Here is a 23,043-nt window from a genome sequence, read left to right on the forward strand (position 1 = left end):
AATTGTTAGTCCTGATGCAGATGGCCGCATGACCAGAGATGATGATCTGGATGAATATGTGCAGCTTACAGGAATTCATTGTATATTATCAGTACATTTTGGTGGTGTCCGGTTGTCCGTAAGTAAACCCATCTGTTCTGTTACATCACTTGATGTCGAAATTACCCTTATGGTAGTTCAATAATCCTGACAAGAGGAGAGTATTATGGCTGCTTTTGATTTCGGCGTTAAAGTCGATCCCGTGCTGTTTGATCGCCAGATCAATGAGGGATACGAGGTTACTGCTTCTGAATATATTCGCAAGGGCTGGGAGATGTTCCGGCTGAACATTGGTGAATTTGTAGGGTTCACCCTTGTTGTGTTTGTGATTTCGGCATTAAGTTCGATGTCGAATGGAGGCGGATCAATGATTTTCTCATCACTTACAGCGCCGTTATGTGCCGGTTTCGGGATTGCGGCCTTCAAGAGGATGAGTGGACAGGAGATTCAGTTTTCAGACTTTTTTATTGGTTTCAAATACTTCCTGCCTCTTTTTCTTGCGAGTCTGGCCATGGGGATTCTGGTTGCAGTCGGTCTTGTGCTGCTTATTCTGCCCGGAATCTATCTTGCTGTAGGTTATATGTTTGCGATGTTTCTTGTTGTTGATTACCGGATGGATTTCTGGCAGGCAATGGAGATAAGCCGCAAAATTGTTACCAGAGAGTGGTGGGCGATTTTTTGGTTTGTTTGTCTGATTGCCCTGCTGAATCTCGGTGGTGCGCTTGCGCTCGGCGTCGGCCTTCTGGTAACGATTCCCGTGTCCTCCTGTGCAGTTGCCATAGCATACAAGGAGATTATCGGGCTCTATTCATCCGAGTGGTAGGTTGTGTGCCCGGAGCTTGAACATTAAACTGTTCATGACCATTTAGAGTGGCGATTTGTTGCTAAGATATTCAATCACTGAATTTGAGGATAACTATGAAAAAGAGGCTGAGTATTGTTGCGGCAAGCCTGCTTGTTCTGCACTCTGTTTTTCCTTTTTCGGCTCATGCTGAAGAGAGTCAGGTTGTGGTATCGGCGTCAGGAGTGGTATCGGTAAAGCCGGATATGGCTGAGTTTATTGCGGAGATCAAGTCGGACGCAAACAGTGCAGACAGGGCTGCGGCCGATACTGCTGAAAAGTATCAGGCGGTTCAGAATGCGCTGCGAAGGGCCGGTGTTGCATCCGAGGATGCAGTGACGGCAGGTTTTACGGTTTCACCAAAGTGGGAGTGGGAGCCGTCAACTTCGAAAAACATCCTGAAAGGATACACGGCAAGGCACTCCATAAAGGTCAGGGTGCGTGCTCTGGGGAGCATCGGCAGGGTTATAGATGCTGTGGTGCAGGCCGGGGCCAGTGAGGTTCAGAATATTATGTTTTCATCAAGCCGTTATGATGCCCTTCGCCAGGAAGCACTTGCATCAGCTGTTGGCAATGCCCGCAGGGAGGGTGAAATTATGGCCCGTGCGGCAGGAGGACGTCTTGGGCAGTTGATCGAAGTCAGCTTAGGCCAGCCTTCATACAAGGAACGACCATATATGGAGGCGGTAGCCATGAGGGCAGCCCCGGCACCCGCAAGTACAGAATTGGCCCCTGCTGATCAGGAGATTTCGGTAACCATCAACTCACGCTGGCGTTTTATCACTGCTCCTGTCAGATGAGCATAAATTCGCGCTGAAAGAGAATCCGGGAAAGAGTTGGTTTGGCCGGGAATAGAGGATGATTTGAACCTGCCGAAATAAATATTATCTTGACTGAATATTTTTTGTTTTCCTTTCTTCTGTTCTCCGGTAAAAAGAGCAATAACTGTCCCTTTTAATCAGGGGTTTTGGTTACGTATTTGTTTTTCATGTTTATCTGACGTTCCGTGTTTTGCATACCCGGGTTGGTTTTTTTATGCATATGCCGGCGAGCATTGATGGCTCCGGTTTAACTCCGATTGAGGTTGCTTATGATTCGATTGATATCTGCGTTATTGATGATGCTTATGCTACTCTCTCCTGTGAAGGGAGACTCCCTGACAAATCCTTTCCTGAAAAACTTTTCATCGCTCTCCCGATCTCCTGACCTCCGGAACCGTATAAATCCAAAGCTGCTCAGTATGGCGCTTTCCGGTTATTATTCCCTCCGGGAGCAGGGAAAGGTATCCCGTGACGGTATTCTTACGGTGATAGATTTTAACCTTCCATCGGTCGAGGAAAGGCTTTTTGTTATTGATGTCAATGAGGGACGGCTGCTTTATTCCGGTCTGGTTGCGCATGGCAGCGGCAGCGGTGAAAACTATGCACAGAGTTTTTCCAATCAACCTGGTTCCAATCAAAGCAGTCTCGGTTTTTATACCACAGGAAATACCTATGACGGCAAGAATGGTTATTCTCTCAGGCTTCTTGGAATGGAGCCGGGGATTAACGATAATGCTGAAATGAGAAGTATTGTGATGCATGGTGCAGATTATGTCTCCTACGATTATATCAGGAAGCATGGCCGTCTTGGCAGAAGTCAGGGGTGTCCCGCGCTCTCTTTTGAGGCTTTTCAGCAGGTGATTAACCTGATAAAAGGCGGGAGCTGCATGTTTATCTATCAGGGTGGAAGGGACTATGCGCTCAAGTCAACCGTGCTCAATCCCGATCTTGCCCTTCAAGAGAGTGTTTTCGATCCATTTTCATAATGTATTGAGTTACGAATGATTGGTATTCTTCTCGTCTGGCTTGCATTCAGTCCTGTTCAACCGGTTCCGGTAAGGGCGCCCGCACCTCAGAAGGTTACTCTTCAACCACAAACGCAGAATACTGTTATTCGGCAGAAGAGTGTAGTTCCTGAACCTGTCACAGAGCATATCCGCAGTTACTTGACCCGTAAAACAGTGCAGGGCGCAGAGCTCTCTCTGGTGGAAGGGATCTCGTTCCGGAACCGGCTGGCCCGATTCTATGCTGCACGGGGATACAGGCCTGTCTGGATAAAACGGACGATGATTACCGAGCTGATCACAGCCATAGAAAGTGCTGCCGATGATGGTCTTGATCCTGCGGATTACCACATCAGGGCGCTCAGGGTATTTTACAATCAGCCACCCCAGACGCCCCAGCAGGAGGCTAACTGCGACCTTCTTTTGAGCGATGCATTTCTCACACTTGCAACTCATCTCCGTTACGGCAAGGTTGATCCCGTCAGCCTTGATCCAAACTGGAATATCAATGATTTTCACAGAAGCACAGCCCTGGAGTACAGGCTTCAGAATGCTGTGACTGCTGAACGGATTGCCGCTGTTTTGGCGGAACTTCGTCCACAGCACTCCGAGTACCTTCAATTGAGAAAAGGGCTGATCCGGAATCGTGCTCTTGCCAAAGATGGCGGCTGGCCGGTTGTGCCCGATCTGACAGGTCTGAAAGAGGGTGTCACGGACAATCGAGTATTGCCGTTGCGCAAACGCCTTGTTGTTTCCGGTGACATGACGGTTACTGTCGCTGATACAGCAAGGATCTATGACAAAAGAATGGTTGAGGCAGTCAAGCGGTTTCAGAAGCGGAACGGAATGGTTGCGGATGGTGTGCCCGGGCCCGCAACCTTCAGGGCCATGAATCTGCCTGTCGAGCGTCGTATTGAACAGATCCGTATAAATATGGAGCGGTGCAGATGGTTTATGAACGACCTTGAACCGACCTATATAATGGTTAATATTGCGGAATTCTCCCTGCGTTATGTTGAACATGGTCGTAACCGCTGGGGAACCAGGGTCATTGTCGGGCAGCCCTATCGTGAAACGCCTGTCTTCAAGGCGGATATGCAGTATATTGTTTTTAATCCACGCTGGGTTGTACCTCCGACCATACTGTCGAAAGATGTGCTGCCGGCTATCCGCAAAAACAGTGCCTATCTCAGCAGGAAAAAGCTGAACATCCTTGACCGGAATGGTGCCGTTGTCAGTCCGGCATCGGTTAACTGGTCACAATACACAGGAGCAAATTTCCCGTACCGTTTGCAGCAGACTGCCGGAGATCACGGGGCATTGGGACGGATCAAGTTTATGCTCCCGAATCGCCATACGGTCTATCTGCATGATACTCCGACCAAGGATCTTTTTGAAAAGAGCAGCAGAACCTTCAGTTCCGGGTGCATCAGGGTTGAAAATCCCCAGGAACTCGCCAGGCTGGTTCTTCAGGACAGTCTGAAATGGAGCAGGGAGAGGATTCAGGCCGCAATCAATAGCGGTAAAACAGCAACGGTCTATTTGCCGAAACGGATTCCGGTGTTTATCCTCTATCTGACAGCTTTTGCCGAAGGTGATGAGATTGTTTTTCTTGATGATGTCTACAACAGAGATAGTGCTGTGCTGAAAGCTCTGGATAAACCCCTTCCCCAATTGTAAGCATCGGCACTTCTGAGGGCACCGCTAAGCCTTGTTGTGAGCGGCTTGAGTGCGATCCCGGTGAATCGGGAAATCGCGGAACAAATTAACCGAAGTGCCCCTATGTCATTTTCTGTCGAGATCAATATAGAGCGGGCGTTTGAAACTCCGGCTACAACCGATAAGGTGTTCGCTCTGCTTGCCGATGTTCCCCGTTCTGCCTCCCATTTTCCGAAAGTTGACCGGTTTATTGATCTTGGTTCCAATACCTTTCGCTGGGAGATGGAAAAGATCGGTATCGGCAGCTACACGCTGCAGCAGACCATCTATGCCTGTTGCTACTCTGCCGATGCGGTTTCACGGAAAATCGTATGGACTTCTGTTGCCGGAGTCGGCAATGCGAAGGTCGAAGGGGAGTGGGCAATACGGCAGAAAGAGGATGGAACCGCGATAGTGCTGAAAACAAAAGGTGAACTGATGGTTGATTTCCCCTCGTTTCTGCAGATCATCATCTCCCCTCTGGTGGTAATGGAGTTTACCTCCCTGATTGATCAGTATCTGGCTAACCTTCAGAAGAGCTTCACGGTATTATGACCGGCTCCTTGCCGTCACTCTGAGGGAGATGTGATACAAGAGCCCTGTCAGGTTTTTTTCCTTTTGGTTGACTTCCATTCCCGCATACCTACCTCATCTCTTATTGATGCGCAGACGTCGAGTACCTGCTGCAGTTCGTTGATTTCCATGTCGCTATTGAGTGAAAAACGCATGAGCGTGCGGTTTTTCGGTGTTGCAGGCGCACAGAATACGGAGCCGAATACATTTCGATCTTCCAGCGCATCCCGCAATATTTCCATTTGGGGTTCACTTCCTGGTTCAAGTGAGATGATCTGTGACTGGCTGGCCAGAAAATAGCCAAGACTCTCCAGTCCGTTTAAGAAAAAAAGTGCATTATCATGCAGTTTTTTTCTCCGGTCGTCACTGTTGATAATCACGTTGAGGGTTGCAGACAAACCGGCTATTTCATGAGGGAGAAGAGCTGAGCTGAAAATTGCAGGAAAGGCTGCATAGGGGTAATAGTCGGCAAATCGTTTTGAACAGAGAATTATGCCTGCTCTGCCGGCGAAGGCTTTAGCAAGACTCCCGGTTATGAAATGTACCCTGTCGGTCAGGCCGAGTGAGGCCACCAACCCGGCTCCCCTGGGCCCATGCGTACCCAGAGAGTGTGATTCATCAACGAGGGAGAGACAGTTGTGACGATTGGCGATATCGATGATTTCGGTAAGAGGGGCAATATCTCCGGTTGTACTGTAGAGAGCATCCACAACAATAATGCCCTGGCCATGCTGTTTTACCAGATTTTCAAGATGAGCGGCATCGTTGTGCATAAAGGTGTAAAAAGGGGCACCGGATGTTTTGACCCCTTCCCAGAGTGACATATGGGTGAAAAAATCTATATAGACAGGAGTATTCTGGTCGGCAATGGTCTGCATGATACCTACATTGGCCGCCCATCCGGATTGGCATAAAATTGCATGTTCAAACCCGGCAAACCCGGCCATTGCATTTTCAAAGAGTGATTTGTCGCTGTCCTCATGGAGAAAAACCGCCGACATGACCATTTCATGGCGTCCCTGTTCGAGTCTTGCTATCTGCGCCTGTAAAACTTGAGGGTGGCTTGAAATGCTCAGATAATCATTACTCTGGAGGATAATAGATTCCGGCTGCGGTTTTTTGCCGAGTACGAGGGGTTTTCCGTTTTTGCGTGTTTTGATCGATGCTTCCTCATAGGCGAGCAGTCGCGCATCAAGAAAATCGGGAATGGGCAAACCTGTCCTGCTCATTGCTTACCTCATCTGGATTGGCCCGTGCTTTATCGGCAGCAGTTCATTGTAAGAAAAGTACTCTGTTGGAAGCGATTTAAATTATAGAATTATCTTCCCCGCAGATAGTTTACCGGGGTTCCTGATCATCAGATCATACTCTGTTTATAATTCATTCAGCCGTCATAATGGTTCAGGATGATAGAGGTTATCGTACTGCTTCCGGGTACTTCTCCTTAACCTTGTCATACATGAAAACCATGTGAACTCTTCATCATCGTTCACCATCGGCATATTTCGGCGATCAAATCGGAACAGGAATAATAATCCATCCGGCAGACCGGTGCAAAATATGATAAAATATGATGAAATGAAGATACAGAATGTTTTGATAATTAGCGTTATAACACTTTCTTCCGGAACAGTGAAGCGTTACCCGGTCAGTTGTTGCCCTGGCAGCGAAATATGAGGGTTAAAACGAGGCGGAGAGTGCTTGCGGATGTAAGCTTTTAGTGGTTCAACAGCGTTTGCGGTTGCTTTTCTGCAACGTGATTACTCATCAACTCAGCTTTGCCGGGAGGCGTGTTGGGCTAAAATATGCATGTAATTTTTCAGCTCCTTTATGGTTTCCGCATAGACGTTTTTCAGTTCCTCCATCCATGAGCTGTTGTCAGGCCATGCTGCATTTCGGGAAAACTCATTTATGGCAGATACATTTTATGGGCACCGATACTTCCTGAGGTACCTTTGAGAGTATGAATGAGATGATCAAACTGTTTCAAGTCCTGATTACCTACAGCTTCATCAAGACCGGCAGTGAATTTCTCTGCATCATCAATAAAGGTTTCGAAAAGCGTTACGATTAATTCATCTCCGCCTATCTCTCTCAACTCATCGATAATTGCACTGTCAAGAATTTTTTCACTCTGTATTGTTGTCCAGAAGTCGGAACCCTTCTGTTCTGATTCAAAGTGTGTATTACTGATCATTGGTTTCTCCTCCTGAATATTGTTTTTCAGTAAAACGTTAATGGTTGCTATAAGCTTGTCCTTGAAGACCGGTTTGCAGAGATGAAAATCTACTCCGGCCTCCTTCAGATTTCGGGAGCTCTGTTCATCGTTATTTCCTGTGATTGCAATAATCGGTATGGTTTTACCGGCGCGAAAACGGAAGAAATTTTTACCGCTCCTGATGGCTTTTGTTGCTTCAATACCGTCCATAACCGGCATGTCCACATCCATGAGAATCAGATCGAAATCCTCTTTTTCAAGCAACGAGAGGGCTTCCCTGCCATTGAATGCCTGCTCGATGTGGTAGCCATAGTTTTCAAGCAGGGCCCTCATGATTCTTCGGCTTGTCTCGTTATCATCAACCAGAAGAATTCTTTTGTTGCTGACGGTTATTTCGGATTCATACCTGTCCGGTGAGGCATCGGAAAAAAAGTATTTTTCAATAATTTTTTTTGTGGTTGCAACGCTCACCGGTTTTGCAAGTACTTCATTCATTCCGTTTCTTTCGGCTCTTTCTGTTGCCTCGGGCATCGGCAGAGAAGTAATGCCGACAATCGGTACGTCACGATAATGAAGAGCAAGTGACGGATCGATGTTCTGTGCCGAACGGATAAGTTTAACAGCACGATCTCCGTTAAGAAACGGCATTTCGAAATCCATAAAAATGAGGTCATACCGTTTTTCTGAAACCATCGCGACTGCCTGGAGACCGTTTTCTGCCTGATCGATCTGACAATGCAGTTCCGAAAGATATTTTGAGATAATCAGGCGGTTGCTGCTGTCATCATCGGTTACAAGAATCCTTTTTTTACGAAGGATGTTTCTTTTAATCTCCCGAACGGTTTTGGAATAATACTTTGGCAGAGTTATGGTGAATTCAGTCCACTCCCCCTCCTTTGAGTTACAGACGATAGTACCTCCGAACGAATCAACCACCCTTCTGCAGAAGGATAAACCCAGGCCATTCCCTCCTTTTTTGTTGGACGTATAAAAACTCTCAAAAATCTGCTCAATATTTTTTGCTTTTATACCCGGCCCATTGTCTTTGACCCTGATGATATTCGACAAAGCGGTTACATCAGTAGTGATCGATATATGGAAGTTATTTCTATCCTTATAGTAAAGAGCATTTTTAAGCAGATTGAAGATGACAAAGAAGAAGAGATCACGATCTCCCAGAAAATCAAAGTTCATGCATTTTTCGAAGCTGATTACCTTTTTTTCTTTGACATCATTGTAAGGAAATCTGCTCAGTGCGGTTTCAATTGCGTTTTCGGATTTGATCCGGATAAATTCATCAACAACCACCTCTCCGCCCTGCAGGCTGGTGAGGATGGAGTCAATGATCTTGTTTGCACTGCTCAGCGTGTGCGAACTATCCTCAATGATATTATGAATATTGATGAGTCCGGAATGGCTCAAACGGTAGTAGCTTTTAGCTGCGGCATCAACACCCGGTTTTACGGGCAGTGTGTTTTGTACAGAAGCAATGGCATTGGTAATGGCATTGAGCGGGTTCCTCATCTCATGGGCGATACTGCCGCTCAGGCTTTTCATGAGAGCAATTTTCGACTTGTAGGCCTGCTGTTGCTTATGGCTGGCAATAATGCTTCCTGCAATGGAGAAGATGAAAATAGGAATGTACTCAGGTATGAAGTAGGTGAAGCTGACCCTGCCGTCAAGCGTCAGAACCGTGACATAGGCAGCCATGAATCCTGCTCCGGTCATGATGCTGACCAGGATCCGGTCTGAAATAAGCAGTGTCAGCAGGAATAAACCGGCCATAGTGGACATTGCCCATACCACTGAGAATTCGTTTTTCAGCATCATAAAGCTGAAAAAGAAAGGAATAACAATAAAGAGCGAAATGAAAAAATAGACGGGGAAAATATCTTTCAGCTTTTTGGGAATAAACCGGTAGAGTACCCAGGGGATGCTGATGAAGGCGCAGAAAATGCGCAGCGGCAGATTCTCGTAAGGTTGAGGAAAGATATAGGTCCAAATGAGATAATAAACCGGATATCCGAGAAAGCCGAAAAGGCCTACAACGCCGAGATTCGGCTCGGCATGCTCTATAATTTCTCTGGCTTTGTTTTTAAGTATCTGCATCAGAAATACTAATCTTTATGCTTTACCAAAGCCATTATTCCGGCTGTAGATGCAACCTCTGCGTTACTTGCAAGATCATCCCGCGTCGATTGCCAGAGCTCTTGTTATGACAGTCACTGTTATTTTTTACCAGAAACAACAGGGGGGGATAATCTCTGCCGGATTCATGAGTGTAACACCATCTCATATCGCTGATAAGCCGGCTATAAACCCTATATTTACATATATTATAGGTAATAAAAAAACACGGTAATGCGGCATATATATGTATGATACAACGAGCGTTATAAATTCTCTTTTGCTTGACGATCTGTTTTCCGGTTATCAGGAGGTGCTGGGGGAGGATTACGATGCTTACCGGAACCACTGTCTGAGGGTTTTCAACTTCTGCTGTGCCCTTGCAAGGAAGCGGGAGGTTGACCTGGATAAAATTGCCGTTGCGGTCTTTTTTCATGATCTCGGCATCTGGACAGAGAAGAGTTTTGACTATCTGCCCGCTTCACAGCTTCTTGCCCGTAGCTATCTTGAAAAAAACGGTAAAGGCGATTGGCAGAGTGAAATAGAGGCCATGATCGGGGAGCATCACAAGCTGACCCGATACAAGGAGCATCCGGAGTGGCTGGTTGAACTGTTCCGGAAAGCGGACTGGATAGATATGACGGGCGGATTGCTCCGCTTCAGGCTGAAGGATGATTTTGTGACCGATGTGCTTGAGGCCTTCCCCAATGCCGGATTCCACAGAAAGCTTGTGCAGCTTGCCGTTGAACGATTCAAAAGCCATCCCTTCAGTCCGTTGCCGATGATGAAGCTTTAGTCGCGTTCGTAGTCAAGTACGGGCGCCAGCCACTTTTCAGCCTCCGCGAGGCTCATCCCTTTGCGTCGGGCATAATCCTCAACCTGATCCCTGCTGATTTTTCCAAGCATGAAGTACTTTGCCGCCGGATGAGCGAAGTAGATTCCGCTGACTGCAGCTGCCGGATTCATGGCGAAGGTTTCAGTCAGGGTGATTCCAGTGCTCACTTCGGCATTCAGGAGGGTAAAGAGCTCTGCTTTTTCGGTATGATCCGGGCAGGCAGGATAACCTGGCGCCGGGCGGATGCCCTGGTATTTTTCCCCCGAGAGCTCTTCGGGTTTGAACGCTTCATCGGGAGCATAACCCCAGAGTTCACGGCGCACTTTTTCGTGCAGCATCTCGGCAAATGCCTCAGCCAGACGGTCGGCAAGTGCCTGCATCATGATTTTGTGATAGTCGTCCTGCTCCAGGCTGAACTGTTTGAGTGCCTTTTCTATTCCGAGCCCTGCCGTGACGGCAAAACCGCCAATGTAGTCTTTAATACCTGAATTGACTGGTGCGATGAAATCGGCAAGCGCAAGGTTCGGTTCGCCGCCCGCTTTTTTCTCCTGCTGGCGGAGTGTGTGGAGGGTTCCGAGCAGGGTTGTGCGGCTCTCGTCACTGTAGACAGCAATGTCATCCCCTGTGCTGTTGGCCGGGAAGATACCGGCAACACCTTTCAGGCCGAGCATCTTTTCGCCTGCTATTCTGTCGAGCAGGGCGTTGGCATCATTGAAGAGTTTTGTTGCCTCAACGCCATACTTCGCATCATCAAGAATCTGCGGGTAGCGGCCATGCATTTCCCACGCCATGAAAAAGGGAGTCCAGTCAATATAGGGGCGCAGGTTTTCTACTGTAACATTGTCCAGCAGGGTGATGCCCGGCTTGAGCGGCTTGTAAACGGCAGAGCTGTCCCACTTGAGCGAAGGGGTGTTGCTTCGTGCTTCGGCAAGTGAGATGTAGCTTTTTGCCGATGAGCGTGAAGCGTGACTCTCCCGCAGTCCGGTCTGCTCCTCAATGAGTTTTGCGATGTAATCCGGGCTGAGTGCCGGATTGAGCAGGCTGTTGACCACCGGAACACTTCGCGAGGCATCAAGCACCTGAACCACTGTTCCTGAATAGACCGGTGCAATTTTCACTGCCGTATGCATTCTTGAGGTGGTGGCACCTCCGATGAGCAGCGGAATCTTCATACCAAGCCGCTCCATTTCACGAGCAACATGCACCATCTCGTCAAGCGAAGGGGTGATGAGTCCGCTCAGGCCGAGCAGGTCAGCCTTTTCACGCTCTACGGCTTCAAGAATCTTTTCGCAGGGCATCATGACGCCGATATCCACAACCTCGTAGTTGTTGCAGGCAAGCACAACGGCGACAATGTTCTTGCCGATATCATGCACGTCACCTTTCACGGTCGCAAGCAATATTTTTGCTGCGGCACGGGTATCCTTGTTTTTGGCTTTCTCCTCTTCAATGTAGGGAATGAGGCAGGCTACCGAGCGTTTCATGACGCGTGCGCTTTTAACCACCTGCGGGAGGAACATCTTGCCCTCGGCAAAGAGATCACCGATGGCGTTCATGCCATTCATCAGCGGCCCTTCTATGACCTGCAGCGGGCTCGGGTAGAGCTGGCGGGCCTCTTCGGTATCCTCTTCGATAAACTCGACAATTCCCTTGATCAGAGCATGGCGGAGCCTCTCTTCAACCGGGGCATTCCGCCACTCGGCCGCTTTTGCTTCGGTTTTCTCGCCGCCACCCTGTATGGTTTCGGCAAAACTTACCAGTCGTTCAGTTGCATCCTCACGGCGGTTGAGCAGAACATCCTCGACACGCAGCAGCAGTTCCGGTTCAATATCTTCATAAATGGCAAGCTGGCCGGCATTGACGATGCCCATATTGAGCCCGGCTTTGATTGCGTGGTAGAGAAACGCTGCGTGCATCGCCTCCCTGACCGCTTCGTTGCCCCGGAAAGAGAAGGAGACGTTGCTTATTCCTCCCGAAACCTTTGCATAGGGAAGGTTCTCTTTGATCCAGCGGACCGACTCAATAAAGTCAACAGCATAGTTGTTATGCTCCTCAATACCGGTGGCAACGGTCAGTACATTGGGGTCGAAAATAATATCTTCAGGCGGGAAGCCCACCTCATCAACAAGAATGTCATAGGCACGCTTGCAGATCTCCTTGCGCCGTTCCAGACTATCCGCCTGTCCCTTTTCATCAAAAGCCATAACAACGGTTGCAGCACCATACTGCAATACTTTTCTCGCTCTCTCACGGAAAAGCTCTTCACCCTCTTTAAGGCTGATGGAGTTGACAATGCTTTTGCCCTGAACGCACTGCAGGCCGTTCTCTATAACCGACCATTTTGAACTGTCAATCATCACCGGAACCCTTGAGATTTCGGGTTCGGAGGCGATAAGGTTGAGGAACTCTTTCATCACCTTTTCGCTCTCAAGCATGCCCTCGTCAACGTTGACGTCAATCACCTGTGCGCCGCTCTCCACCTGCTGGCGGGCAATGGAGAGCGCTTCGTCGTAGTTGCCCTCCTTGATGAGCCGTGCGAACTTTTTCGAGCCGGTTACATTGGTTCGTTCGCCGACATTGATGAAGCCGGTTGTGCTGTTGACAAAGAGCGGTTCAAGACCGGATAGCTGCAACTCATGTTTTTTTACGGGGCGCGGGCGCGGAGTCAGCCCTTTGACCGCCTCGGCAATCGCCTTGATATGCTGGGGGGTAGTGCCGCAGCATCCGCCTACAATATTAACAAAGCCGGAGGTGGCAAAGTCGGCAATCTGCGCAGCCATATACTCCGGAGAGTCGTCATACTCTCCGAACTCGTTTGGCAGACCAGCATTCGGATAGACGCTCACCAGACTTTCGGCAATACCTGAAATTGATTCGATAAAGGGGCGCATCTGCTTTGAACCGAGGGCACAGTTAAGGCCGATGGAGAGCAGGTCGGGCATGTGGGCGATGGAGATCCAGAAGGCCTCGGTGGTCTGGCCGGAGAGGGTACGTCCGCTTGCGTCCACTACCGTTCCGGAGACCATGACCGGGATGCGGAGCCCGGTGCGATTGAAGAACTCTTCGATGGAGAAGAGTGCCGCCTTGCAGTTCAGGGTATCAAAAACTGTTTCAACAAGCAGCATATCGACGCCAACCTCCATGAGCCCTTCGAGCTGGAGGGTGTAGTTATCGACCACCTCCTCGAAGCTGACAGCCCGGTATCCCGGATTGTTGACATCCGGTGACATAGAGAGGGTTTTGTTGGTCGGGCCGATTGAGCCGGCAACAAAACGGGGTTTATCAGGAGTTCGCGCAGTGTACTCATCCGCCGCTTTTCGTGCAAGCTTTGCCGCTTCTACGTTCAGCTCCTTTACCAGATGTTCAGCACTGTAGTCTGACTGGGAGATCGGATTGGCATTGAAGGTGTTGGTCTCTATAATGTCTGATCCTGCTTCAAGAAAGTCGCAGTGCAGTGCATAGATGATGTCGGGGCGTGTGAGAACAAGAATATCGTTGTTACCCATAAGCGGATGCGAGTGGGAGGCAAACCTCGCGCCCCGGTAGTCCTCTTCCTGTAATTTATGGCGCTGGATCATGGTGCCCATTGCACCATCGAGAACAAGGATACGCTTTTCGAGCAGGGTAAAGAGAGTGTCTTTCATTCTTTATGCATGACTGCGTTTTTTTGAAAAAGAGGATACAGGTTGCCAATATACGATTAACTCTATAAATCTGCCTGCTCCGGCTGTGACGAAGGCACAGATTTCACTCACTTTCCGGTGCGCTCTCTAATTCAATGTGTAGTGATTACTTTTCGTGAACGGTTTTATTCTTAAGCCCCGGAGGTGCTACCAATTTAATCGCGGTGCCCTTCCAGCCATGAGCGAATCAGTTCTATGCCACTGTCCGATATCTGATGCGCAACCGGGTACTCCCGATAGATCAGCTTATCAATATTCTGCTCAAGCCATGCATTCGCGGCACGTCCTTTGGCAATCGGCAGCACTTCGTCAAAGAGGCCGTGCATCAAGAGAAAAGGAATCTTGCGCAGGAGAAGCAGGGCTTTTTCGGTCGGCATATTTTTTTCGGGGAGCTGACCGCTGAGTGCAATCACTCCGTGGAGCAGTTCCGGAGCGTTGAATGCGGTCAGGTAGCTCATCACCGTGCCCTGGCTGAATCCCATCAGAAACACCTTCTCTCCTGCCGGTCGGTACTCATCAATAAGTTCTTTGACGAAGCCGATCAGTTGATACAGGGCCCGCTCTGCGGCGGCATGATCAACAATAATGCCGTTCTGGGTAAACTCCAGCGGGAACCATCCGTACATGCCGTAATCCATAACCTGGGGTGCTCTGGGGCTGATGTAGCGGAATTCGGGCGGAAGCGCGGGAGCGATCTGGATCAGATCTTTTTCATTGCTGCCGTAGCCGTGCAGCATAAGAACGAGTGGTGCATTTTCCAGTTTTTCCGGAGCCTGTTCCATGTAGGAGAGTGAGAGCTCTTTTCGTTGAAGCATAGGAAAGATTACAGTTTACTGATTGGATTCGTGAATGACTTTGGTAATAAATCCTCCGCCGAGCACTTCGCTCTCCCGGTAGAAGACCGCAGCCTGTCCGGTTGAAACACCGTTTTTCGGTGCATCAAAGGTAACCGAAGCAGCATTGTCTGCGAGAGGCTCAATGGCACACGGGGTCTCTTTATCCCGATAGCGGATTTTCCCCAGAGCAGTGACTGGCGCGTTCAGCTCTTCAATCCCGATCCAGTTGAGCCCTGAAGCGATGAGCTTGGTTGTTTCGAGCGATGATTTTTGGCCAACATGGATTCGGTTGTGTTCCGGGTCAATTTCTGTGACATAGAGCGGTACTTTGGCCGCAACTCCGAGACCACGGCGCTGGCCGATGGTGTAGAAGGGGTAGCCCCGGTGTTTCCCGATAACGTTGCCTGCTTCGTCCACAATCTCACCGCCTGAAACCTTTTCTGTAAGGCCGGGTATTGCTCCCTCCAGATAGCTGCAGTAGTCGTCCTGCGGCACAAAACAGATCTCCTGGCTCTCTTTTTTCTCCGCCGCCCTGACGCCGAATTCACGGGCCATGCTGCGCACCTGCGGTTTGAGAAACTCACCGAGCGGAAGCAGGGTTTTGGCAAGGTCGCTCTGCGAGAGCATCCAGAGAAAATAGCTCTGATCCTTTTCCGGGTCAACGCCTTTATAGAGCCGGGAACGGCCATCGCTGAATGAGGTGGAGGCAAAGTGGCCGGTAGCAATAAAGTCGGCTTCGAGCAGTTTCAGCCCTTCAAAAAGCCCGAACCATTTGATCTTCTTGTTGCAGACCATGCAGGGGTTCGGTGTCCGGCCTCCGAGATAGTCATCATGAAAGTAGGTGATCACATCCTCCCTGAACTTCCGGCTGAGGTTGAGCGTCAGCACCGGAATCTGAAAATCGGGATGGTCGCTGATGATGAGCGGAGAGGGTTGGAGTGAGGGGCTATCCTCAAGAGAGTCAAGCACCCTGATGTTCAGTCCCGTAACCGCATAGCCCGCTTTTTTAAGCAGGCAGGCCGTCGTTGCAGAGTCCACTCCGCCGGATATGCCGACAACAACTTTCTTCTTTTCACTCATAAGTCACCACTATTAATTTATTGCGCGATTCGATTGCTTCGTTGGGCGGTGCTCGAAATCCTTTACCAGCCCCGACTGCATCGGGACTGTGCTACCAATATTTCGCCCCTCCGGGGCTTGAAAACAAAACCGCTCATGACAATTAATAGAAGTGACTGTAAGTTCCTCATTCTCGTGTAGGTAACTCCTGCGGGTCAATTAATTTGTCAAAATCTCAATCGTGGTTTTGAGTGCGAAACCGAATTGGCTGAAACTTACATCTTTTTCCCGATTTATCCGGCACACCACTTTTTCCGTTTCGCCCGGCAGTGATGGTGTATATTTTTGATAACCTCAGGCGGTTAGTTACATTAACAGAAGTATTTCCGGGATAGTGCTGACAAGTGTTCGCAGTCCTGTTGATATGATTTTGAAAGTGTCTGCTTCGTCTGAAACAGGCAGATCAGTCTAAGCAATTTTAGGTGTTTTCTGGAATCAACGCCATGGTCTATCAATTAACAGCTGTTGACAAACTTCAACAGGAACACTCCATGGTACAGGCGGATTTGGTGGAAATTTATATTAAAACCTGTCAAGCCGGAAATAGTGTGGGAAATACCAGAGCTAGAGAATATTTGCTTCATGGCGCTGAAAGGCGGGTTAGGCTGTTACGTGGTTGTCTTTCCAATGTGTTCAAGCAATTTCCGCCCGACGCAACAAAGCCGATCACATCTGAAGCTCTCGAAGAGGTTCAGATAAGTCTTCATGCTTTCGTGATGAACCTATATGGTTTTTTCGAGAATCTCGCATGGGCATATGTCTTTAGGCATGATTTGGTAAAAGTAATAGGTGATCGTAGAAAAATCGGGATGTTCCTGAGGAGTACCCAAGAACACCTCCCAAAAGTTTTAAGCGACTACCTGACATCTACAACAATAGTTGCTTGGCACAACGACTATTTGAAAAATTATCGGGATTCCTTGGCGCACCGAATTCCACTTTACATTCCCCCATCTGAGCTTACTCAGGATGAGGCTCAACGAATCAATGCACTGGAAAAAGAGAAGTTCGAGTGTCTGAATAAAAGTCAGCTCGACAGATTTGATGAAATTCGCACTGAACAAGCGTCACTCGGTACTGCATCCACAGTTTTTCTTCATTCATTCGAAGATGAAGAAGCCTCGAAACCTGTCCAGCTTCACCCCCAAATGCTTTGTGATGCAATGACAGTTGCTGAGTTCGGCAGTTTATATTTTATGCACTGGCATGAACGTGTCTAACCTTTTATTTTATTGGTCTACCTTTTGCTGTCAATGAACCAAAATGCTGTACGACAAAGAATGGATATGAAAAATGATGCTTTATTTCAGAGTTACTTTTTTACCTGATTTTCCGGGTTTGAAAGAAAGAAATGGGGGAATGAGGGTTACGCTGATTTCTACCAATATGCCATGCCTACGGCATTGAAAGAATTATGAATTCCAGTCCCGTAGGGACGCGATATTGGTAGCACAAAACAAAGATATCTACCCTTACTTATCTTCTTTTTAAGCATGCCATTACGCCTTAGAATTCAGGGAATAACAAAGTTATGTAAACGATAATAACAAAGTTTTCTTACGGGGAAGTTCAGGCTGAATCAGCTCAGTTTATAGCCGGGGCCGCCGCCGCCTTCGGGGGTGGTCCAGGTGATGATGCCGTAGGGGTCGGCGATTTCACAGGTTTTGCAGTGCAGGCAGTTTGATGGGTTGAGTTTGAGCGCAGGCTGCGGTTCGGTGACGATTTCGTAGACTGAAGCCGGGCAGAAGTGCTGGCAAGGGTTGGCAAACTCTTCTCTGCATCTTTTCAGGCAGATCGCGGCAATATCTTCAGGCTTTATAACAAGATGGCAGGGCTGATTCTCTTCGTGCATGGTGCCTGAGCGATAGAGGTTCTGATCCTTGCTGAAGGTGAGTATGCCGTCAGGTTTGAACCCCTCTTTTTCAAGCATGAAGCGCTGAAGCTTTTTTGCGCCACTTTTTGTTTTCTCATCACGGTTTTTAGCGATACCTGTCGCAATCGAGAGGCCGGGAAATTTCAGTTGCAGCCCTGCGTTGAGCAGACCGGTATAGAGCCCCTGATCAAACGCTTTGCGGTAGTTCCGTGCGGCATGAAGCTCTTCATAAGCCCATGAACTCTTGAACCGCTCCTCATAGCTTTTCAGCCGTTCCACAGAAAAATCATCATGAAGCAGCGCTTCAAAGAGGGTCTCTGCTGCAACGATGCCCGATTTCATGGCGAGGTGAATGCCTTTCTGGCGTTGCGTGTTCACCAGCCCGGCTGATTCGCCGGTAACAAGAAATCCTGGGCCGCAAAGCGGTGGTATAGAGTCAAGACCTCCCGATGTGATGGTTCTCGCTCCCGATTCGATCAAGCTTCCCCCTTCGAGGATCTCTGCAAGCAGGGGGTGCTGCTTGAAGCGCTGCATGTTCAGGTGGGGGTCGCACACAGGGGAGGATGGACCGATAGAGGTGACAAATCCGATAGAGATGAGTGTCGGAGAGAAGGCGTAGATCCACCCTCCGCCGTAGGTATCGGGCGAAAGGGGGTAGCCGAAGATGTGGTGCACCTCTCCCTGTTTGAGCCCTCCTTCCGGTATTCTCCATGTCTCCTTGACTCCGGTGCCGTAACGCTGGGGCGCGGCGTTTTGCTCTGAGGGAAAGAGTTGAGCGAGCTGACGCAGGAGTGAGCCATCCGAGCCCTCTCCGATGACGATCACTTTTGCCTTGAGCAGAAGCCCCGGCTCGAAGTTTGCTTTCGGGTTGCCCTCTCTGTCGAGCCCCTTGTTATCGGTTATGATACCGGTCAGCCGTCCGTTTTCACTATAGGGAGCTGAAGCGGCCGTGTTGTCGAAGAGCTGTATGCCCTCGTTATCCGCCTGTTCAGCCATCCAGGCTCCAAACCGGCTGAGCGAAACAAGCTGATTACCCTCGTTACTGAATGCTGCGGGAACGAAGGGGAAGGAGAACTTTTTTTTGCCGGTGAGAAACCAGATGTTCTCACTGATAACTTCTGCTTCAATGGGGCACCCCTTCTCCCTGTAGTCGGGAAAAAACTCCTCAAGGGCTCTTGTGTCGAGTATGGCTCCGGAAAGCAGGTGGGCTCCGGTGTAGCGCCCCTTGTCGATAACCGCAATTGAGCATTCAAGGCTCTGACGTTGCAGCAGCCGCTGAAGGTGAATGGCTGAGGCGAGGTTTGCCGGTCCCGCCCCGACAAACAGAATATCAAACTCCAGTGCTTCACGTTCCTGCATTACGGCCGCGCTGTTTTCAGTGAGAAAAGAAGGCTTTTTTCAGAGCAGTATGCCGCCCAGAATCAGGGAGGCAACACTGAAGTATATCACAATTCCGGTGACATCGACAAGTGTGGCAACAAAAGGTGCTGATGAGGTGGCAGGGTCAAGGCCCATCCGTTTCAGAAGCAGGGGGAGCATGGAGCCGGTAAGGGTGCCGAAGAGGACAATACCTACCAGTGATACGCCAACAGTTACGCCGACATAGATCCATGTCGTGGTCAGGTGACCGAGTATCATGGCCCAGATGATAACCCTGAAGACTCCTATCAGGCCGAGCAGACCACCAAGCGCGAGTCCTGAAAGAATTTCGCGGCGCATGACGCCCCACCAGTCCTGGATGGTGATCTCTCCGAGCGAGAGTGAGCGGATGATCAACGTGGCGGCCTGTGAACCGGAGTTTCCTCCGCTTGAGATAATCAGCGGGATGAAGGTTGCAAGCACAATTGCTTTTGCAAGTTCATCCTGGAAATAGGCCAGTGCAGAGGCGGTCAGCATCTCACCGATAAAGAGGATTACCAGCCAGCCGGCCCGTTTTTTAACGAGCTGGGGAATCGAGAGATCCATGTATGGCTCTTCAAGGGCTTCAATACCGCCGAACTTCTGGATATCCTCGGTCTCCTCCTCTTCTGCCACGTCAAGCATGTCGTCAACCGTAACGACTCCTATCAGGTAGCCGCTGGAGTCGACCACCGGCAACGCTACCGAGTCATAGCGTTTGAAGGCATCAAGTGCATCCTTCTGATCCTGTGAGGCGGTGAGGGTGATGATCTTCTCTTCGGAGATGATTTCACTCACCTTTTTTTCGGGAAGAGAGAGCAGGAGTTCTCGTGCAAGCAGCTCTCCCTTGAGCTTTCCGTAGTCGTCAACAACATAGATGACGTTCAGGGTTTCGCTCTCATGACCGAAGGTGCGAACGTAGTCGAGTACCTGATTGATGTTCCAGTCTTTTTTGACACTCAGATAGTCAGGCGACATGAGCCTGCCGACACTGTCTTCAGCATATGCCAGCAGGGTTTTGGCAATCTTGAACTCTTTGAACGAGAGGAGCTTCAGCAGCTCCTGAACCACTGTTCCCGGCAACTCTTCAAGCAGCGCTGTACGGTCATCTGCCGACATGCTGTTGAGAATATGGGTGACATCTCTCTGGGTCAGTGCGGTCAGCAGGTTCTGCTGGGAGTCGAGCTCAAGATATTCGAAGGTCTCGGTTGCCACATCCTTCTGAAGCAGCCGGAAGAGGATTGCCTGTTCGTTTTCCGGCAGGTCGGAGATGAGCTCTGCCAGATCAACCGGCATCCAGTCATTGAAAATTCTTTGCAGCGCGCTGAAGTTGCGCTGTTCGATCAGTTCCCTGATTTCAGGTAGTAAAGGGGTTCCGATCATGATGCTTGATGGTTAAATAAGGGCAACCCTATTGATTTGTTCCGCGCTTCGATTACTTGGTTGGGCTGAGCTCGAAGGCCCTTCCAGGTTATGAACTCAGCCTAAAAAAGGATTTTTTTTTCAACTTTTCCAATAACGCAGACTGCATTTTTTGATGCATCAGGAGATCCTTGCTTTTGAAACGTGAGGATTGTTTACGATGAATTTGCGCCACGGAAGATCACGGCTTCTTGAAATACCAACTCTTGTTGTGGTTCCGATCATCCTTTCCGGAACAGGGGGTGCGTTTTCCAGATAAAACTCTTCACCGAAAAGATCCCGTCCGTTGTCACGTCGCTCAATCTGAAGTGCCCGGGCAAGCTTTCCCGGACCGCTCATGAGCTCTCTCTCCACGGCTTTTCCTCTCTGCATCTGCATGAAGGAGATGCCTTCAACCGGTTCCATTGCCCGAAGGAGAACCGCACCGGCACGGTTTTCCGGTTCACTGACGATATTGATGAGGTGGTGGCAGCCGTAGGTAAAGTAGACATAGATGGTGCCCGGACGATGAAACATGGTACTGTTTCGTTCTGTTCTGCCCCGCCAGGCATGGCAGGCTTCGTCATCTACACCGAGATAGGCTTCAGTTTCAACAATTCTTGCTTTCAGTTGTAAATTTCCCGGCAGCGTACGGACGAAAATTTTCCCGAGAAGTTTTTCTGCAAGTTCAAGTGTAGGTATTTCATAGAATTGCTTTTCAAGCCGCTCCATCCACCGAACGATTATAATTTGTAATAGTTCATGTATGTATTATAATGTATCAATTCATGACTGAACTTCAACTGCTGTAAATTTCCCTGGTTAGTACATGGGCAGAGTTATTGCGATTGCAAACCAGAAGGGGGGGGTTGGAAAGACAACCACTGCCGTTAATATAGCTGCCTCAATTGCTATTTCTGAGTTTAAAACACTGCTGATCGATATCGATCCCCAGGCTAATGCTACATCCGGTTTTGGCATTGAGACCGGTGACGAGATTGATAACACCTTTTATCAGGTTATGGTAAAGGGTGGCAACATACAGGATGCCATCAAGCAGTCCAGTATTGAGTATCTCGATGTTCTTCCTTCCAATGTCAACCTTGTCGGTATGGAGGTTGAACTGGTGAACATGCGGGAGCGCGAGTATGTTATGCAGAAAGCACTCAAGGGTGTCCGTTCCCTTTATGACTACATTATCATCGACTGTCCGCCCTCGCTTGGTCTGATCACCCTTAATTCGCTTACGGCTGCCGATTCGGTGCTGATACCGGTCCAGGCCGAATATTATGCCCTTGAGGGGCTGGGGAAGCTGCTCAACACCATCAGCATTGTTCGCAAGCACCTGAACCCGAAGCTTGAAATTGAAGGGGTTCTGGTGACCATGTATGATTCACGGCTTCGTCTGGCTACACAGGTGGCTGAAGAGGTAAAGAAATTTTTCAAGGAGAAGGTCTACCGTACCTATATCCGCAGGAATGTAAGGCTTTCCGAAGCTCCGAGCCATGGCAAGCCGGCTCTGCTCTATGACGCCCAGAGTATCGGGTCGAAAGATTATCTCGATCTGGCTCAGGAGATATTTGAACGGGATGGAAATATTAAAAAATTTAAAGTCCGGCAGCGGTAGCTGACCAGGGCAAGCTGGCGGGGTGATATGTCTAAAAATGCATTGGGAAGAGGTCTGAAAGCACTTATTCCGGATGAGGGATTTGATTCGGGTTCCAGGGAGGAGCAGGAGGAGCTTGCCCGGGACGGATCCATTGGCAGCCTGCCGATTGAGAAAATCCGGGCTAATCCATTTCAGCCCCGCAAGGAGTTTGATGAAACAGCCCTTGAAGAGCTGAAGAACTCCATTATTGAAAACGGTGTCATACAGCCGGTTACGGTCTGCCGTGACGGGGAGGGGTATCAGCTTATCAGCGGAGAGCGGCGCCTGAGGGCAGTCACCCTGGCAGGATTCAAGTTTATTCCCGCTTATGTTATCGAGGCACATGATGATTCAAGCAAGCTGGAGCTGGCTTTGATCGAGAATATCCAGCGTGAGGATCTCAATGCCATTGAGGTTGCTCTTGCCCTGAAAAGCCTCACCACAAAGTGCCGTCTGACACAGGACGAGATCGCCCAGAAAGTGGGAAAAAACCGCTCAACGGTCAGTAATTTTCTCCGTCTTCTCAAACTGCCCCTCCAGATTCAGGACAGCATACGAAACAGGGAGATCTCGTCCGGTCATGCCAGGGCGCTTATCAATCTCCCCGGCGAGCAGCAGCAGCTGAAGGTATGGAAGCAGGTACTCAGTCATGAGCTTTCTGTTCGCCAGACAGAGACGCTGGTGAACCGCATGTTCAAGGAGCAGTCCAAACCGGCACAGGCTAACTCTCCGGACCGCTCTTTGCATATTACCCAACTGGAGTCACTTCTGAGAGACAAGCTTGCAACCAAGGTTCGCATAGTTGAAAAGAAGGGGGGCAAGGGGGAGATTCATATCCAGTATTTCTCCAATGATGATCTCGACAGGGTACTTGAAATTCTGAATCACGAGTAGTCGTCAGTATCTCCTGCTCCACTGGATAGAGAGAC

17 protein-coding genes are annotated in these 23,043 nt (G+C 49.3%); 9 read left to right on the forward strand and 8 right to left on the reverse strand.

Features of this window, described 5'->3' with window-relative positions:
- The first annotated feature begins 205 nt into the window (after positions 1-205).
- The 5 genes from G9409_RS05145 to G9409_RS05165 all read left to right on the forward strand — a co-directional run bounded on the left by G9409_RS05145 (position 206) and on the right by G9409_RS05165 (position 4,958).
- The gene (locus G9409_RS05145; protein ID WP_166807743.1) at positions 206-862 is read left to right on the forward strand and encodes a hypothetical protein; all 657 of its coding nucleotides are present in this window, start codon (positions 206-208) and stop codon (positions 860-862) included.
- A gap of 95 nt (positions 863-957) precedes the next feature.
- Positions 958-1,680, forward strand: a complete 723-nt coding sequence (locus G9409_RS05150; protein ID WP_166807744.1) for an SIMPL domain-containing protein — start codon at positions 958-960, stop codon at positions 1,678-1,680.
- Positions 1,681-1,970: 290 nt separating this feature from the next.
- The gene (locus G9409_RS05155; protein ID WP_076790647.1) at positions 1,971-2,687 is read left to right on the forward strand and encodes a murein L,D-transpeptidase catalytic domain family protein; all 717 of its coding nucleotides are present in this window, start codon (positions 1,971-1,973) and stop codon (positions 2,685-2,687) included.
- A 15-nt stretch (positions 2,688-2,702) separates the two neighbouring features.
- Entirely contained in the window at positions 2,703-4,385 is a 1,683-nt protein-coding gene (locus G9409_RS05160) for a L,D-transpeptidase family protein (protein WP_166807745.1), read from the forward strand.
- Positions 4,386-4,487: 102 nt separating this feature from the next.
- Positions 4,488-4,958 carry an SRPBCC family protein gene (locus G9409_RS05165; protein ID WP_166807746.1) on the forward strand — a complete coding sequence of 157 codons (471 nt, stop codon included), beginning with the start codon at positions 4,488-4,490 and terminating at the stop codon, positions 4,956-4,958.
- Between the two features lie 47 nt (positions 4,959-5,005).
- Here G9409_RS05165 and cqsA read toward each other — a convergent pair whose 3' ends face one another.
- Together cqsA and G9409_RS05175 are read right to left on the reverse strand one after the other, a co-directional pair.
- Positions 5,006-6,205: an alpha-hydroxyketone-type quorum-sensing autoinducer synthase gene (cqsA, locus tag G9409_RS05170; protein WP_166807747.1), complete on the reverse strand. Its 1,200-nt coding sequence runs from the start codon at positions 6,203-6,205 to the stop codon at positions 5,006-5,008.
- 680 nt (positions 6,206-6,885) lie between these two features.
- Entirely contained in the window at positions 6,886-9,303 is a 2,418-nt protein-coding gene (locus tag G9409_RS05175; RefSeq protein WP_235923237.1) for a response regulator, read from the reverse strand.
- Positions 9,304-9,568: 265 nt separating this feature from the next.
- Between G9409_RS05175 and G9409_RS05180 the strand changes: the two genes are divergently transcribed.
- Positions 9,569-10,117: an HD domain-containing protein gene (locus G9409_RS05180; RefSeq protein ID WP_166807748.1), complete on the forward strand. Its 549-nt coding sequence runs from the start codon at positions 9,569-9,571 to the stop codon at positions 10,115-10,117.
- Here G9409_RS05180 and metH read toward each other — a convergent pair.
- The 3 genes from metH to mnmA all read right to left on the reverse strand — a co-directional run bounded on the left by metH (position 10,114) and on the right by mnmA (position 15,755).
- The gene (gene metH / locus G9409_RS05185; protein WP_166807749.1) at positions 10,114-13,800 is read right to left on the reverse strand and encodes a methionine synthase; all 3,687 of its coding nucleotides are present in this window, start codon (positions 13,798-13,800) and stop codon (positions 10,114-10,116) included. The genes G9409_RS05180 and metH overlap by 4 nt on opposite strands.
- A gap of 194 nt (positions 13,801-13,994) precedes the next feature.
- Positions 13,995-14,654, reverse strand: coding sequence for an alpha/beta hydrolase (locus tag G9409_RS05190; RefSeq protein WP_166807750.1), 660 nt, complete (start codon positions 14,652-14,654; stop codon positions 13,995-13,997).
- Between the two features lie 15 nt (positions 14,655-14,669).
- On the reverse strand, positions 14,670-15,755 hold the full coding sequence (gene mnmA, locus G9409_RS05195) for a tRNA 2-thiouridine(34) synthase MnmA (protein ID WP_166807751.1): 1,086 nt from the start codon (positions 15,753-15,755) through the stop codon (positions 14,670-14,672).
- Between the two features lie 482 nt (positions 15,756-16,237).
- Here mnmA and G9409_RS05200 point away from each other — a divergent pair, with 482 nt between their 5' ends.
- Positions 16,238-17,014: a hypothetical protein gene (locus G9409_RS05200; RefSeq protein WP_166807752.1), complete on the forward strand. Its 777-nt coding sequence runs from the start codon at positions 16,238-16,240 to the stop codon at positions 17,012-17,014.
- 359 nt (positions 17,015-17,373) lie between these two features.
- Here the strand turns inward: G9409_RS05200 and G9409_RS05205 are convergent, their stop codons facing one another.
- The 3 genes from G9409_RS05205 to G9409_RS05215 form a co-directional block, all read right to left on the reverse strand.
- Positions 17,374-19,026, reverse strand: a complete 1,653-nt coding sequence (locus G9409_RS05205; protein WP_166807753.1) for an electron transfer flavoprotein-ubiquinone oxidoreductase — start codon at positions 19,024-19,026, stop codon at positions 17,374-17,376.
- Between the two features lie 39 nt (positions 19,027-19,065).
- A complete protein-coding gene (mgtE, locus tag G9409_RS05210; protein WP_166807754.1) occupies positions 19,066-20,448 on the reverse strand; it encodes a magnesium transporter in 1,383 nt (460 codons plus the stop codon).
- Between the two features lie 159 nt (positions 20,449-20,607).
- The gene (locus G9409_RS05215) at positions 20,608-21,198 is read right to left on the reverse strand and encodes a DNA-3-methyladenine glycosylase (RefSeq protein ID WP_166807755.1); all 591 of its coding nucleotides are present in this window, start codon (positions 21,196-21,198) and stop codon (positions 20,608-20,610) included.
- 97 nt (positions 21,199-21,295) lie between these two features.
- Between G9409_RS05215 and G9409_RS05220 the strand changes: the two genes are divergently transcribed.
- The gene (locus G9409_RS05220) at positions 21,296-22,093 is read left to right on the forward strand and encodes a ParA family protein (RefSeq protein ID WP_166807756.1); all 798 of its coding nucleotides are present in this window, start codon (positions 21,296-21,298) and stop codon (positions 22,091-22,093) included.
- A 27-nt stretch (positions 22,094-22,120) separates the two neighbouring features.
- Entirely contained in the window at positions 22,121-23,008 is an 888-nt protein-coding gene (locus G9409_RS05225) for a ParB/RepB/Spo0J family partition protein (RefSeq protein WP_166807757.1), read from the forward strand.
- Positions 23,009-23,043 lie beyond the last annotated feature (35 nt).

Source organism: Candidatus Chlorobium masyuteum, from assembly GCF_011601315.1.
Lineage (GTDB): Bacteria > Bacteroidota > Chlorobiia > Chlorobiales > Chlorobiaceae > Chlorobium > Chlorobium masyuteum.